Here is a 13,365-nt window from a genome sequence, read left to right as displayed (position 1 = left end):
ATGACCCTCCGCGAGATCCGCCAGGCCACCAACTGGACCGTGGTCGGCTTCGTGGACGACGACCCCGAGAAGCACCGGCAGCGGGTGCTGGGCCTCCCGGTCCTGGGCGGCCGGGAGGAGATCCCGGAGCTGGTCCGGCAGCACCGGGTCACGCAGGTCCTCATCGCCATGCCCTCGGCCCCCCGCTCCATCATCCGGGGGACCCTGGACCAGGCCCGGCGCTCCGGATGCACCGTGCGGACGGTGCCCGCTCTCTACGAGCTGATGGACGGGCAGATCACCGTCAACCAGATCCGCGAGGTGCGGATCGAGGACCTCCTCCGGCGCGACCCCGTCCCCTCGGACGTCAAGGCCGTCCGCTCGTACCTGGAGGGGAAGGTGGTGCTGGTCACCGGGGCGGGAGGGTCCATCGGCTCGGAGCTCTGCCGCCAGGTGGCCCGCTGCGCCCCCGGGCGCCTCATCCTCCTGGGGCATGGGGAGAACAGCATCTTCGAGATCCTGGAGGAGCTCCGGACGGCCCACCCGCAGCTCGTCCTGGTCACCGCCATCGCCGACATGCGGGACGAGCGGAAGGTGGAGGCCATCTTCGCGGCGCACCGGCCGGCGGTGTTCTTCCACGCCGCGGCCCACAAGCATGTGCCCCTCATGGAGGCCCACCCCGACGAGGCGGCGACCAACAACGTCTTCGGCACCCTCAACCTCTGCCTGGCGGCGGACCGATTCGGCACCGAGCGCTTCGTGATGGTGAGCACCGACAAGGCGGTCAACCCTACCAACGCGATGGGGGCCTCCAAGCGGGTGGCCGAGATGGTCGTGCAGACCATGGACCGGAGAAGCCGGACCCGCTTCGTGGCCGTCCGCTTCGGGAACGTCCTGGGGAGCCGTGGGAGCGTGATCCCCACCTTCAAGCGCCAGATCGCCGCCGGCGGGCCCGTCACCGTGACCCACCCGGAGATGCGCCGCTACTTCATGACCATCCCCGAGGCGGTGCAGCTCATCCTGGAGGCGGGGCACCTGGCCCAGGGCGGCGAGATCTACCTGCTGGAGATGGGCGAGCCGGTGAGGATCGTCGACCTGGCCCGGGACATGATCCGCCTCTCGGGCTTCGAGCCCGACGTGGACATCCCCATCGTCTTCACCGACGCCCGCCCTGGCGAGCGGCTCTTCGAGGAGCTCCGCACCGACGGCGAGAACGTCGAGGGGACAAGCCACCCCGACATCGTCCGCCTCCATGGCCAGGAGGTGGATCCTGCGTGGCTGGAGCATGGGTTGGAGGTGCTGCGGGTGCAGGTGAGGGAGGGGGAGCTGGAGGCCTTGCGGGCCACGTTAGTCGCGCTGGGGCAGGGGAGGGAGCCGGAGGTGGCTGTGCGCGTCGCGGAGGTGGCGGCGGGGGAGGAGCGCCAAGAACTTGGCACGAGCCAGAGCGACACGGTCCGACCGAGCACGGAAGGCGCCGGCAAGGCGCAGCTTGGTGGGCAGGAGGCGGGCAAGGTGGTGAGGCTGGCCAAGCGGTAAGGCGGTGTGTAGATGTCAACTCCAGAGTGTCCCACCGTGATGGCGTAGAAGGGTACCACCCCACCAGCACGGATTCCATGGGGGGAGGGGGCGGTCCTGCGTAGCAGGACCGGGCCGGCGCCTCCCCAAAACTCAGCCGGCGGCCTCACTCTCCTTCACACGCATGCTCTCACGGAACCGATAGCTCTCCCCGTTGGTCACGAGAATGACAGCCCGGTGGATCAACCGGTCCAGCAGCGCCGTGGTCATCTGGGCGTCGCCGAAGACCTCGATCCAGCGGGCGAAGTCGAGGTTGGTGGTGATCATGAGGCTGCCCCGCTCGTAGCGGAGGGAGAGGAACGCGAAGAGCAGTTCCGCCCCTGGCGGCCTTCCTGGAGTACCGGGTGCGGCAGGAACTCCAGAAGACAGAGACGAAGAAACTCCGCTTGCTTCGGGGTGAACGGGTGACCGACAGCCCCACCAGCCTCACGCTCATGGAAGAGATCGACTACATCCCGATCCTCGGACGACTCACCCCGGAAGCCTACAGCCGCTATGCAGACGTTGCCGACGACATCCCCGAAGAGCATCTCGAGATCCTTCGACTGGCCGGATTCGGATCTGAGATCTATTGCGAACCGCTGACTCCAAACTGAAATCGAGCCAGATCAAGCCGCCGGAAAACCCTGCCCGACCCGTTCGAGGGGTGCGGAATGCGGGCGGCAGCACGGGTTGGGAAGGACCCGGGTACGGGGACGGAAGGCGATCCGCTGGTGGCTTGGGGCGGGGACCTTCGCCCAGAATCTGAAGCAGTTGGCCCGAGTCTGAGGGCCGGACGCCGAGCAGGGGCTCCACCAAGACCATGTCCGCGACCACCACTGCACCCACCTTCTTCCTAACGGAATCACCCTGATCCAAAGCCGACTTTTTCAGCGGGAACTAGCGAAATGGCGCCATTCTGCGGGAATCTGGCGAGTGCGCTTCTCTAGGGGTACAGGAGAAGAGCCGGCCCCCACCACCGGGAGCCGGCCCTCCAGTGGAGCAGCGAGGCCCGGCCAGAGTCTACCGCTTCCTCTCCAACAGCGCACGATCCACCACCTGGAGGGGTACCATGTACTCGCTGGGGACGCTCCGCCCTTGGATCAGGTCTAGGGCAAACTTGACACCGTAGTAGCCCATCAGGGCAGGGTTCTGCTCGATGGTGGCGTGCATCTTGCCCTCCAGGATCGCCGCTTGGGCGGCCTCCAGGTTGTCGTAGGAGGTCACATACACCTTCCCCATCTTCCCAGCGGCCTCGATGGCCTGAATGGCCCCCAGGGCCATCATGTCGTTGGCGGCGAAGAGGCCGTCGAGGTCGGGATGGGCCTGCAGGATGTTGGTGAACACGTTGAGGGCCTCCTCGGTCTGCCAGTTGGCCGTCTGAGAGGCCACCACCCGGATGTCCGGGAAGAGGCTCATGGCGGTAAGGAAGCCCCGCTTGCGCCCTTCGGCGTTCTCAACGCCGGGGATCCCTTCCAGCATGGCCACCTTACCCCCGCCGCCCATGAGGGCTGCGAGGTAGGCACCAGCCAGGCGCCCCCCGATGTCGTTGTCGGCGCTAATGAAGATGTCGACCTGAAGCCCGCTCTCCTGGGCGGCGATGGGATCGATGCGGTTGTCGAGGTTCACCACGGGGATCCCGGCACGCTTGGCCTGGGAGAGCGCAGGCACCACCGCTTTGGAGTCAATGGGTGCGATCACGATGGCGTCGACCCGGCGGGTGGTCATATCCTCGATGAGGGCAATCTGCTGCGTGATGGAGGTCTCCCGTTCGGCCGCCACCACCTCTAGCCTTACGCCAAGCTCCGCTGCGGCGTTTCTCGCCCCCTCCTCCATCGACAAGAAGAATGGGTTGGTGAGCGTCTTCATGATCAGCGCCACACGAGGCGGTTGCGATGCCGCAAGGGCGCTGCCACCAACCATGAGCGTCAGGGCAACGATCAACAGCCCCAACACCAACCGTCGTCCAGCTTCGCGCATATTATAGACACCCTCCTTGTGAATGGCATTTTCCCCGCAAGGCTGGCGCCGTGTCTAATCCCGGTGCGCCTTCTGCACGCGGTCCACGAGCACCGCCAACACGATCACGCTGCCGATTACCACCTGCTGGACGTAGGACGACACGTTCATCAAGTTCAGGCCGTTTCGCACGACGCCCATGATCAAGGCGCCGATGACCGTTCCTCCCACACTCCCCCTTCCACCGGAAAGACTGGTCCCGCCGATCACCGCCGCCGCAATGGCGTCGAGCTCGTACCCCATCCCGGCAATCGGTTGTGCCGAGTTGAGACGGCCCACGAGTACGGCTCCACCCAAGGCGTAGGTGACCCCGGCTAGGACGTACACCCCGATCAGGACTGCGTCGACCCGGATCCCTGATAGCCGAGCCGCCTCGAGGTTCCCCCCGATCGCGAAGGCGTAGCGCCCGAAACGGGTGTGCCCCAGGAGAAAATAGGCTGCAGCAACCGTCGCGGCCGCGATAAGGGCGGGCATGGGCACGGGGCCGAGGGAGCCGGTGCCGAAGAACTCAAGAAAGGTGGCAGGGAAGACGTAGAGACTCTGGCCCTTGGTGTAGACCAGGGCCAACCCGCGGGCGACGCTCATCATCCCGAGCGTGGCGATGAACGGCGGTACCCCGCCCTTCGTGATCAGCACGCCGTTGATGAACCCCGTGAGCGCCCCTACTCCCAATCCCACCGCCAAGGCCCCCGGTATCGGGACGTCCGCCTTCATTGCACCGCCCAGTACGACGCCCGAGAGTGCGACCACCGAGCCTACGCCCAAGTCGATACCCGCTGTGAGGATCACAAAGGTCATCCCGACCGCTACGATGGTGTTGATGGAGCTTTGCAGCAGGACGTTCGTCAGGTTCTGTTGCGTGAGGAAGTACGGGCTGATCAGAGCTAGCAGGACGCACAGGCCCATCAGGACCAGCCCGATCCCTAGCGCCATATAACGCAACCGCTGACTGCGTCCGGCGCGGGACGTTGTCGCAGCACCTTCAGTGGCCATTCTGCTCATCCCACATACCCTTCTTCACCCATCTGCAACCGCAGGATGTCTTCCTTGGTCGCGTTCTGGCCTTTCAGCTCACCGGCGATGCGCCCGTCGCGCATGACCAGGATCCGGTCACATATATCCAGCAGCTCGGGAATCTCTGATGAAACCACGATGATACCCAAACCCTGCTCGGCAAGCCGGAGGATCCAACGGTGAATCTCTGCTTTGCCGGCCACATCAACGCCGCGGGTGGGCTCGTCGAAGATCAGGACCCTGGACTCGGTTAGGAGCCACCTGGCAATCACCACTTTCTGCTGATTTCCTCCACTGAGATAGCGTACCGGCCACTCCACCCCGGGGGTCTTGATCCTCAACTCCCCCACGAAGCGGTCCACGATACGCCGCTCCCGTTGTAGGTCAATCCGCCCGCTCTTTGCCAGTTGCCTGAGGCCGGCTAGGGTGACGTTGAACCGAACCGGCAGATCGAGCATCAGCCCCTGCCCTTTGCGATCCTCGGGCAGAAAGCCGATGCCGTGACGGACGGCGTCCCACGCGCCGCGCAAGCGAAGGGTGCGGTTGTCGAGCTCGATGCGTCCGGAGTCCATGGGGTCCGCCCCGAAGATGGAGCGCATCAACTCGGTCCTACCAGAGCCGACCAATCCGGCGAAGCCCAGGATCTCACCCCGCTTCAGGGTGAAACTGACGTCGTGCACAAGTCCCCGCCGGGTCACGTTCTCGACTCGGAGGACAGCCTGTCCAATGCGACGTCCGGCCGCGGTTCTCGAAAGCGGGAGCGTCTCACCCGCCATCCAGCGGATAAGGTCGTCGCTCCGGACAGACCGCCCGTCCTCCACGGTTACGACGCGCCTCCCGTCTCGCAGCACCGTGACGCGGTCGGCGATCCGCCGCACGTCCTCCAGACGGTGCGAGATGAAGACCACGCCCACTCCCGCCTGTCGCATGGACTCGATGATCCGATAGAGCTCCTCGATCTCGGCGGCCGTCAGTGACGAGGTGGGCTCGTCCATGATGAGGACACGCCCGTTCATCGCTACCGCCCGGGCGATCTCCACGAGTTGCTTGTGAGCGATGCTCAACGCGGCCATGGGCGTGCGGGGCGAGTGGGTCAGTCCCACTTGCTGCAGCACGGCGCCAGCTTCTCGCCACATACGGGTCCAGTCGATCGTGCGCCACCGCGTCGTGTACTCGCGCCCCAGGAACAAGTTCTCAGCGATGCTCAGGCCAGGCACGTACTGCAGCTCTTGGTGAATCGTTGCTACCCCGCTCTCGCGAGCCCTTCTCGGCGAGTCAAGCACTACGGAGCGGCCGTCGATGCGGATTTCGCCCTCGTCCGGGAGATGGATGCCGCTCATCACCTTGATGAGCGTCGACTTTCCGGCACCGTTTTCGCCCACGATACAGTGCACCTCACCCGGGTGGAGGTCGAAGGAGACATCGGACAAGGCCAGGACTCCAGGGAAGCGCTTGGTGATCCGTCGGAGTTCGAGGATGGGCCTGTCCATCTGCATAGGTCCTTCCTTGGTCGGGCGGTGCACGCGTGCTGCACCCGTACACCGCCCGCTTAGGGTGGGATTCAGCGCTTGGCTATGAGCTCGACGTAGAGGTCCCAGAAGGCCTGCCGATCGATATCGAAGAGCACATTCGCCTTCTGCGTTCCGGCGGGGAAGTTCTCCGGAGCACCGAAGGAGCGTCGCCGGGACTCGTAATAGCCGAGGGAGCGGCCGTAATTGGGGCCATAGCTGGTGTCGACGTCCACGAATCGCTCTTCCATCCGTACAACGATCTCTGGACGCAGGAATATGGCTGAGGTCAGCGCATCCCACACAAAGGAGGTGCGGTCGGGATCCTGTGCAAAACGGGGCCCATGGAGGTCTTTAAACATCTTCACGATGGGTGTCTCCGCGCGGCTGACGATGCGGTCGAATTCGGATTTGGTATAGAAGACGCGCTCGGCGATGTCGAGGGGAACGATGATTTGCTTGCGGAAGGGCGTCCGGAGCGCAATCTGGGCCGCCTCCGGGTCGAACCACCAGTTGAACTCAGCGGCTACTGTTGTGTTACCCGGAACATCGATGGCTCCACCCATGTAGATCACCTGCTTGACCAGGGGGACGATCTCCGGGTTTTTCCGCACGGCGAGCGCCAAGTTGGTGGCCGGCCCAAGGGCAAAGATCGTCACCTGACCCGGATTCGCCTTGACCATCCGAACGATGAAGTCGACCGCGTGCTCCGAGAAGGGCTTGGTTTGCGGGTACCCTCCGTACGGTTCCCCGTCAAGCTCAAGGTAAGACCGGGGTCGCGGCCGGCTGAAGGCTCCCAGATACTCGCTGTTCCCCCACAGCCGCTCTTCGGCGCTTAGCCACGGCTGGCGGTTACCCATGAGCGGCTCTGGGGCACCTGGCACCACTGGGACATCGGTCCGCCCGATCAGCTCCAACTGCCGGAGGGCGTAGGCGGTTCCCTCTTCGACCCAGGTGTTGCCTGCGACAATCGTGACTCCAAGTACGTCGACCTCCCCCGACTGCAGCAACATGAAGAGGGCGACCGCGTCGTCGTTGAGGATCCCCATATCGGCGTCGACGATCACCTTTTCCCTTGCTGCGGCGAATCCTGGCACCAGCACCGCGAGCACTACCATCACAAGAACGACTCGTGAAACCCGTCGCATGGAAGCTTGACCTCCTTCAATGCAGCGTTTCAAGGGAAGACTACACATTTTATGTATATCGTGCAAGGGTGCTCAGCATCTGGTGACTACTTCTGGTGGTGTTTTTCCCTAGGATACGGTTGTCTCTCTCGGGAAATCTCCTCTTTTTGCGCCCTGCCGCGGCGCCAGATATGCATGTAATGTGTATTGCGCCAGCCAGATGCTTGTGTTTACATCAAGCGCGGAGATGGGGCGAGGCGTACACTATGGCTTCAGTCCGAGAGGCCCGCCAGATCATCGGTGCTAATATCAAGCAGCTGCGGCGGGTGCGCGGCCTAACGCAGGCGGAGCTAGCCCGGGCGGTGGGTCTTCACAAACAGCAGATCTATCGCGTAGAGCGAGGCCAGAGTGGGAAGTTGGAGACCTACGACGCGATCGCGCGCGCCCTAGAGGTGACTTTCACTGATCTGCTCGTCCCGCCACAAGATCTCTCCGCAACCGTAAGCCGCGATGTTGCCGACATCGAGGCCGAGAAGTTCTTGCAGCGACTCGCAGGCAACGAGGGAGCCAGGCAGCTGCTTGAGGCGGCTCCTCATCTGACGCCATCGCAGCTCAGGGCGTTGCTGGCTGTGGCCAGGGAGTTCTTACGTCTCGTGGAGCCCGAGTAGTTCCCGCTGAAAAACGGTAGGCTTGATGGCCAAGCTTCCTCGCCCAGAAGCAGAAGGCGGTGGCGGCCCTCGAAGAGATGCTCGTCTGGATCGAGCGGGTGGTGGGGCAGACCTGGCAGGTGCAGGAAGGAGTCCGCTCGATCCCGGACCGGCTGGTCAGCCTCTTCGATCCGGACGCCCGTCCCATCGTGCGGGGCAAGATACACCCGAGCCTGCTTGCAAGACTGGCGTGCCGGGGCCGAAGGCCGGATCAGCGTCCTGAAGCGAACCCATGGGTTGGGAAGGGCCCGGGTCAGGGGAGAGAGAGCGATCGGCTGGTGGGTCGGGGCGGGGGTTTTCGCCCAGAACCTGAAGCAGTTGGCTCGCATCTGACACCCGGATCGCTCGGAAGGGTCCCACCGATCACGCCCTCCTTCCTCGCACGATGCCGCCCAGTTTCTTCGTCCGCTCACCCTGAGCCAGAACCGGCTTCTTCAGCGGGAACTCGGTAGTCTTCCGCCATTTCCTTTAGGAAGATGCCGGGAGCAACGCTGGGATAACGCGTGAAGGAGGTCTCCTGGCCCAGTCAGGAGTCGGCAACCCGCCTGTGATGAACTGGAGAGCAGGTCAGGCACGGTAGGGAACGAATCTAGTGGGGGAAGCGGGTTATCCGAGGGCTGGGTTACCCGAGGGCGCCGAATGGGATGTGCGGTCTCTCGAAACGATCGCCTCCGACGGGGGTCTTCCACCATGCAGATGGGATCCACTATGGGGTTCGCCGGGGCCAAGCGTCGCGCACAGGACGACGTAGACAAACCACAGTCTTCGCAAGGCCGGGGCGTGGTCGAACGATCAGTTCACCCTCCTTCGCCCCCGGCTCGGTCCAAGCCGGTGCCACGGGGTGAGCCAGGCGAGGGGCACCGCCGCTCGGGTGAGGCCTCCTCCCCGGGTCCGCGGTCTCTTAGCCTTGTTATCCCGGCGCGCAACCGCGCCCGGCTCATCGAGCCTTGCCTGGAGAGCCTCCTTCGCGCGGTCGAGCCCCTGGCGCGGATGGGTGTCAAGGCGGAGATCGTCGTGGCGAACGATGCCTCCACCGACGAGACACCCCAGGTCGTGGAGCGCGTGGCGGAGTCGGCTTCTGTCCCAGTGCGGTGTGTCACCCTCTCAACACGGCAAGGACCCGGCCGAGCGCGCAACGCGGCCATCGAGGCGGCCACGGGTGAGCTGATCGTCTTCGTCGACAGCGACGTCATCGTGGAAGAGGATTTCCTGGAAGCCCACGTGGCAGCCCACCGTGCCTCGGGATCCCAGGTCTTCACCGTGGGGAAGCTGATCTCCGTTCCTTCGCTGGAGGCTGCGCAAGCGAGGACGGAGGCCACGGTGTGGGACTTCTCCAGCGCGACCCTCGACACGGCCAACGCCGCGGTCCGGAAGGAACACCTGGAAGCCGTGGGCGCCTTCGACAAGGGCTTCGAGGGCATGGGGTGGCAGGACATCGACCTCGGCCGGCGGCTGAAGCGACATGGGCTCACCCGGGTGGCGGTGCCCGAGGCCGTGGGCTACCACATCCAGCCGCTCATCCAGACCCAGGAGCAGCTCGTCGCCCGCATGAACAAGGAGCGCGAGCGGGGCGTGTCGGCCGTCTACTTCATGGCGAAGTACCCCGGCCTTTCGGCTCGCCTGGCGGCCCAGGACACGGCGCTCCACCGTGCTTTGAACTGGATCTTCCGCATGGGGGGCCTCGTCCGGGAGGACAATGTGCTCTCCTGGGTGGAGCGGGCCCGGAAGAGGGGGCGCGTTGCCCTGGAGAAGATGTGGCTGGCGGGTGTGATCAATCAGGCCTACCTGGAGAGCCTGGCGGCCACACGCCGCGCCGCCCGGAGTGACGGGAGCCACAGGGAGCTCCGAGGGTAGGCCCGTGCGGCCGCGTGACCCCAGCAAGGCGGTTCTGTTCCTCAGCAACGGCCACGGCGAGGACGCCATCGGCGCGCAGATCGCGCAGAGGGTTCAGGCCCTGGCGGGTGACCGGTTGCGGCTCCTTGCCTTCCCGCTCGTGGGTGCGGGCGACTCCTACCGGAGGGCCGGCATCCCCGTCGTGGGGCCCCAGGCCGAGCTCCCCAGCGGAGGGTTCGCCTACCTCAGTCTCCGCAACACCTTGAGAGACCTTCTGGCCGGTGGCGCCGGTCTGGCCGTGCGGCAGCTCCGCTTCGCGCGGCGCCATCGGCACCAATGGGATGCCGTCGTAGGCGTGGGTGACCGCGTCAGCCTCCAGCTGAACCACCTGATCCTCAAGAAACCCATGGTCTGGGTGGCCATCGCATACTCGGTCCGAGTTGTGCCGCCGGGAAAGCGATTCGGGAATCCCAGGAGGTGGCGGCCTCTACGCGATCCTGGCATCGACGCTTTCGTGCGGGACCCGGATACCCAAGCGGCACTGAAGGAGATGGGCTACCGTACCGAGTACGTGGGGAATGCCATGCGGGATGCGCTCGCGCCGAACGCCGACACCCTCCGACGGGTTGAGGCCGCCCTGGGAGCGGCCGGTTGGGATGGTGCCAGCCCGGTGGTGGCTCTCTTGCCCGGGAGCCGCAAGGACGCCTTCCTCAACCTGCCGGGTCAGCTCGAAGTGCTTCGGACGCTTCATGCCGAGACGGCCGGACGAGTCCGTGGCGCCGTCGCGTGGGCGCCAGCGGACCCCTCCGGTGCTCTAGCGGAGACTCTGGCCCGGGCCGGTTGGAGGCTGCAGGCTACGGAGCCGGCTTCGGATCGCTGGCAGGGTGGATCGGCAGAAGGGGTGGCCATACCGGTCGACCCGACCTCGCCCGGCCTTGCGGTGCCGATCCTGCGGGGCGCCTTTGCCGAGATCCTCGCGCTGTGCTCGGCGGTCATCGGCCAGGCGGGCACTGCCGTGGAGCAGGCGGTGGGTCTGGGCAAGCCGGCAGTGACTTTTCAGGGCGCCGGCATGCAGGTGACCCCGCGGTTCCTCACCGTGCAGGAGCGTCTGCTACGGGGTGCGATCGCACTGGCAGAGCCGAGCCCGGAGGAGGTTGCCCGCGAGGCGCTCGCCATCCTCTTCGACCCGGAACGGTATCGGTCCATGTCTGAGGCTGGGAAACGCCTCATGGGGCCACCGGGGGCAACCGATACCATCGCTCGGAGGATCGTTCAACGCTTTGCTCCGTGAACCTTGGCGAATGAAGTGGGCGGACATCGTTCTGGCTGGAATGCGAAGGGTGTCCCGCCAGGCGGCCGAGGGGTGCCCGTTCGGTGGAGAGGAGCTCAGGGTGTTGCGAGTCCTGGTCGGTCGCTACAAGGGTCTGCATTTCGCGTTCTCGCCTCAACTGCGCGAGGGCAAGAGGATCTTCAGGGTCTTCCTGCATGGCTCATACGAACCGCACGTGACCGAATGGCTCACGCGAACGGTACGGCCAGGGATGACGGTCGCGGTCATCGGGGCCCACGTTGGCGTTCACGTGGTCTACCTCGGCCGCCTGGTGGGCGAGACCGGCAGGGTGTACGCGTTCGAGCCCTGGCCAGCCAATCACCGGCAGCTCCTCGTCAACGTCGAGCTGAATCGAATGCGGAACGTCGTGCCCATGCAGCTCGCCCTGTCGGACCGAACCGGCACCGCAGCCATGGCCGCAGGCACTACCAGTGGAACGCACGCCTTGACCGTGGACCGGACGGCCAGCGATACGACGGTCGTGCAGGTGTCCACGCTTGACACCATCCTGGGTGAAACGCCCGTTCACCTCATGCTCGTCGATGTCGAAGGGCACGAGATCAACGTGCTTCGCGGAGGCGCGCGGCTTATCGAAGCATGCCGCCCGGCCCTGGTCCTGGAACACCACGACCGTGAGACAGGCCTGGTTTCGTGGCTTACGGAGCGAGGTTACGCGGTCGACAGGATGAAGGGCCACCTGATGGCCGTGCCCAGATCCTAAGCAAGACCCTGGAGGAGCGTGCCCGGCGCGGTACTCGCGCGGAGTTCGGGCGGGCCGGGTCACGCCTTCGTTCTCCGCCAAACAGGAGGCTTGTGGAAGATCGCCGGGGTAACCGACGGCGACATCAGCTGGGACGTCAGCCGCTGACGAGCGCATCGGTCGTTCTCACCGGTGGTCGACCTGTAGTTGCACCCCCGGGCGCTACCGAACTGTCACCGGTAGCCCCCCACGGTCGTCGATTCCCTGACGACGGACGCTGACGCCCTGTAAAGCCGCCCTTCTTTGAGATCCCCATCCCGTGAGGCCTGAGCGAGCGGCTGACCGCCGGGGGGTGAGCCCATCCAGCGGATCGCTCGATCTCCGGCGGTAGGCAGCCCCCGCCCCCTGCGATGACGAGCATCTTCATTTCTGAGGTCAAAAGAAGGAGTTTTCCTTCGTCCGGTGAACCATCCCATTGAGCGAGGGACCTGGTGGCAGCCCGTGCCTGCGTCAAGCCGGCGGCGGATCGCCTCCAGCGAGCCTCGGAGCCGCGAGCTCGGGAAGGGTAACGTGGACGGGGTGTGAGGAGTGTGGCGCAGCGTGCCCGGCGTGAACCAACCCAACGGAGACCCAGGGTCGCGTCCGGCCGGGCCCGACCAGCGGAGGCCGGAGAGCGAGGAGAAAGCGCCTCCGCCCTTCCTCTGTCGGGAGCGAACGGCCTGGCTCGCCTTCAGGGGATTCTCCCTGAGCTGAGGGCGGCCGAGCGGCGTGTCGCCGAATGCCTTCTGGCGAAACCCGACGACGTGGTGCGGATCTCTATCACGGAGCTGGCCGAGCGGAGCCAGGCGAGTGAGGCGACGGTGGTGCGCCTCAGCCGCAAGCTGGGCTTCTCGGGCTTCCAGGAGCTGAAGATCCGCATCGCGCAGGACCTGGTGGCGCCGGTCCAGCAGATCCACGAAGACGTTCTCCCCACCGACGACGCGGCTACCGTGCGCTCCAAGGTTTTCGGCGCCACGGCAGCCGCTCTCGCCTCCACCGAAAAGGTCGTGGACGTAAGGGCGCTGGAGGAGGCGGCCAGCGCGATCCACCAGGCGACGGAAGTGGTCTTCTTCGCGGTCGGGCTCTCGGCGTGGGTGGCGGCGGACGCGGCCCAGCGGTTCACCAAGCTTGGCCTCGCCACGCAAGCCTTGCACGACGGGCACGCCCAGGCGACCAAGGCGGCCCTTCTACGCCCGGGGGCGGTTGCCGTGGGCGTGAGCCATTCGGGCAGCACCCGGGAGACGGTCCGCTCGCTGGAGCTGGCCCGAGGCTGCGGAGCGACCACCATCTGCATCACCAGTTTCGGCAGATCGCCGATCACCCGCTTCGCGGACATCCACCTGTTTACCTCGGCCCGGGAGACGGCCTTCCGCACGGAGGCGATGTCCTCGCGGGTGGCTCAGATCGCCATCGTCGATACGCTCTTCGTCCTGGTTTCCCTCAAGCGCTACGACCAGGCCGTGCGCAACATTGCACGGGTCAGGGAGGTGAACGCGGACAAGCGCTTCTAGCCTGGCTGGCTGGATCCTTTGACTGAAGGGAACAAGGAGGTGCT

Annotated in this window: 11 protein-coding genes and 1 pseudogene; 7 read left to right on the top strand and 5 right to left on the bottom strand. The window is 65.5% G+C overall.

The window, feature by feature from the left end:
* Complete coding sequence (locus LIP_RS10490; RefSeq protein WP_068137889.1) at positions 1 to 1,515, top strand: polysaccharide biosynthesis protein; 1,515 nt, start codon at positions 1 to 3, stop codon at positions 1,513 to 1,515.
* Positions 1,516 to 1,647: 132 nt separating this feature from the next.
* On the opposite strand, the pseudogene LIP_RS17860 reads toward LIP_RS10490, so the two are convergent.
* A pseudogene (locus tag LIP_RS17860) lies at positions 1,648 to 1,878 on the bottom strand (ATP-binding protein); the annotation flags it as partial.
* A 20-nt stretch (positions 1,879 to 1,898) separates the two neighbouring features.
* On the opposite strand from LIP_RS17860, the gene LIP_RS10485 reads away from it, so the two are divergent.
* Positions 1,899 to 2,150, top strand: a complete 252-nt coding sequence (locus tag LIP_RS10485; protein WP_144440433.1) for a hypothetical protein — start codon at positions 1,899 to 1,901, stop codon at positions 2,148 to 2,150.
* Positions 2,151 to 2,556: 406 nt separating this feature from the next.
* On the opposite strand, the gene LIP_RS10480 is transcribed toward LIP_RS10485, so the two are convergent.
* From LIP_RS10480 to LIP_RS10465, 4 genes are all read right to left on the bottom strand, one after another.
* A complete protein-coding gene (locus LIP_RS10480) occupies positions 2,557 to 3,513 on the bottom strand; it encodes a sugar ABC transporter substrate-binding protein (RefSeq protein ID WP_068137884.1) in 957 nt (318 codons plus the stop codon).
* A gap of 54 nt (positions 3,514 to 3,567) precedes the next feature.
* Positions 3,568 to 4,545, bottom strand: a complete 978-nt coding sequence (locus LIP_RS10475) for an ABC transporter permease (RefSeq protein WP_068141887.1) — start codon at positions 4,543 to 4,545, stop codon at positions 3,568 to 3,570.
* Positions 4,546 to 4,550: 5 nt separating this feature from the next.
* Entirely contained in the window at positions 4,551 to 6,056 is a 1,506-nt protein-coding gene (locus LIP_RS10470) for a sugar ABC transporter ATP-binding protein (protein ID WP_068141890.1), read from the bottom strand.
* A gap of 71 nt (positions 6,057 to 6,127) precedes the next feature.
* Positions 6,128 to 7,222, bottom strand: coding sequence for a nucleoside hydrolase (locus tag LIP_RS10465; RefSeq protein WP_158509642.1), 1,095 nt, complete (start codon positions 7,220 to 7,222; stop codon positions 6,128 to 6,130).
* Positions 7,223 to 7,392: 170 nt separating this feature from the next.
* Between LIP_RS10465 and LIP_RS10460 the strand changes: the two genes are divergently transcribed.
* The 5 genes from LIP_RS10460 (at position 7,393) to LIP_RS10440 (ending at position 13,321) form a co-directional block, all read left to right on the top strand.
* Positions 7,393 to 7,869 carry a helix-turn-helix domain-containing protein gene (locus tag LIP_RS10460; RefSeq protein WP_082726173.1) on the top strand — a complete coding sequence of 159 codons (477 nt, stop codon included), beginning with the start codon at positions 7,393 to 7,395 and terminating at the stop codon, positions 7,867 to 7,869.
* A 678-nt stretch (positions 7,870 to 8,547) separates the two neighbouring features.
* A complete protein-coding gene (locus LIP_RS10455; protein ID WP_082726172.1) occupies positions 8,548 to 9,762 on the top strand; it encodes a glycosyltransferase family 2 protein in 1,215 nt (404 codons plus the stop codon).
* Positions 9,763 to 9,766: 4 nt separating this feature from the next.
* Positions 9,767 to 11,032 carry a lipid-A-disaccharide synthase-related protein gene (locus LIP_RS10450; RefSeq protein WP_068137869.1) on the top strand — a complete coding sequence of 422 codons (1,266 nt, stop codon included), beginning with the start codon at positions 9,767 to 9,769 and terminating at the stop codon, positions 11,030 to 11,032.
* 49 nt (positions 11,033 to 11,081) lie between these two features.
* On the top strand, positions 11,082 to 11,792 hold the full coding sequence (locus tag LIP_RS10445; RefSeq protein ID WP_158509639.1) for an FkbM family methyltransferase: 711 nt from the start codon (positions 11,082 to 11,084) through the stop codon (positions 11,790 to 11,792).
* A gap of 560 nt (positions 11,793 to 12,352) precedes the next feature.
* Positions 12,353 to 13,321: a MurR/RpiR family transcriptional regulator gene (locus LIP_RS10440; RefSeq protein ID WP_082726170.1), complete on the top strand. Its 969-nt coding sequence runs from the start codon at positions 12,353 to 12,355 to the stop codon at positions 13,319 to 13,321.
* Positions 13,322 to 13,365: the final 44 nt, after the last annotated feature.

This window comes from Limnochorda pilosa (genome assembly GCF_001544015.1).
Taxonomy (GTDB): domain Bacteria; phylum Bacillota; class Limnochordia; order Limnochordales; family Limnochordaceae; genus Limnochorda; species Limnochorda pilosa.
Note: the sequence above shows the minus strand (reverse complement) of the source record. Positions and strands in the feature narration are given on the sequence as shown.

Coding starts and splice junctions, on each gene's coding strand:
- LIP_RS10455 (WP_082726172.1), top strand. CDS start 8,548: ATGGGATGTGCGGTCTCTCGAAACGATCGCCTCCGACGGGGGTCTTCC.
- LIP_RS10490 (WP_068137889.1), top strand. CDS start 1: ATGACCCTCCGCGAGATCCGCCAGGCCACCAACTGGACCGTGGTCGGC.
- LIP_RS10480 (WP_068137884.1), bottom strand. CDS start 3,513: ATGCGCGAAGCTGGACGACGGTTGGTGTTGGGGCTGTTGATCGTTGCC.
- LIP_RS10460 (WP_082726173.1), top strand. CDS start 7,393: ATGCATGTAATGTGTATTGCGCCAGCCAGATGCTTGTGTTTACATCAA.
- LIP_RS10470 (WP_068141890.1), bottom strand. CDS start 6,056: ATGGACAGGCCCATCCTCGAACTCCGACGGATCACCAAGCGCTTCCCT.
- LIP_RS10475 (WP_068141887.1), bottom strand. CDS start 4,545: ATGGCCACTGAAGGTGCTGCGACAACGTCCCGCGCCGGACGCAGTCAG.
- LIP_RS10465 (WP_158509642.1), bottom strand. CDS start 7,222: ATGCGACGGGTTTCACGAGTCGTTCTTGTGATGGTAGTGCTCGCGGTG.